Below are 292 nucleotides of genomic sequence, written 5' to 3'. Positions count from 1 at the left end.
CGTTGAGCCGGTTCACCGAGCTGCGCCCGGCCGAAGGCGCCGAGATGGGCAACGCGCACGGGTTCTCTTCCTGCGCGGCGACGGAGATCGCCGCGGCGCTGGCCCAGCCCCGCGGGGCTGTGCAGAAGGACCTGACCGAGGCCGCGCAGCTGTGCGACCATTTGCCGGCCACGGTGGAGGCGATGGCCGCCGGGAACCTGGACCTGCCGCGGGCCACCGCGATCGCCCGCGGCTCCGCCGACCTGCCCGAAGAACTCTTGCCCGCGTTCGAGGCCGGGGTCCTGCCCCAAGC

The 292-nt window shown here is 74.3% G+C and carries 1 protein-coding gene; it reads left to right on the top strand.

The window, feature by feature from the left end; all coding sequences use genetic code 11:
* The coding region (locus AC5RWO_RS21465; RefSeq protein ID WP_498733959.1) for a DUF222 domain-containing protein at positions 1 to 292 on the top strand (292 nt) is incomplete at both ends.

It is taken from the genome of Arthrobacter sp. B055-34, assembly GCF_059090425.1.
Note: the sequence above shows the minus strand (reverse complement) of the source record. Positions and strands in the feature narration are given on the sequence as shown.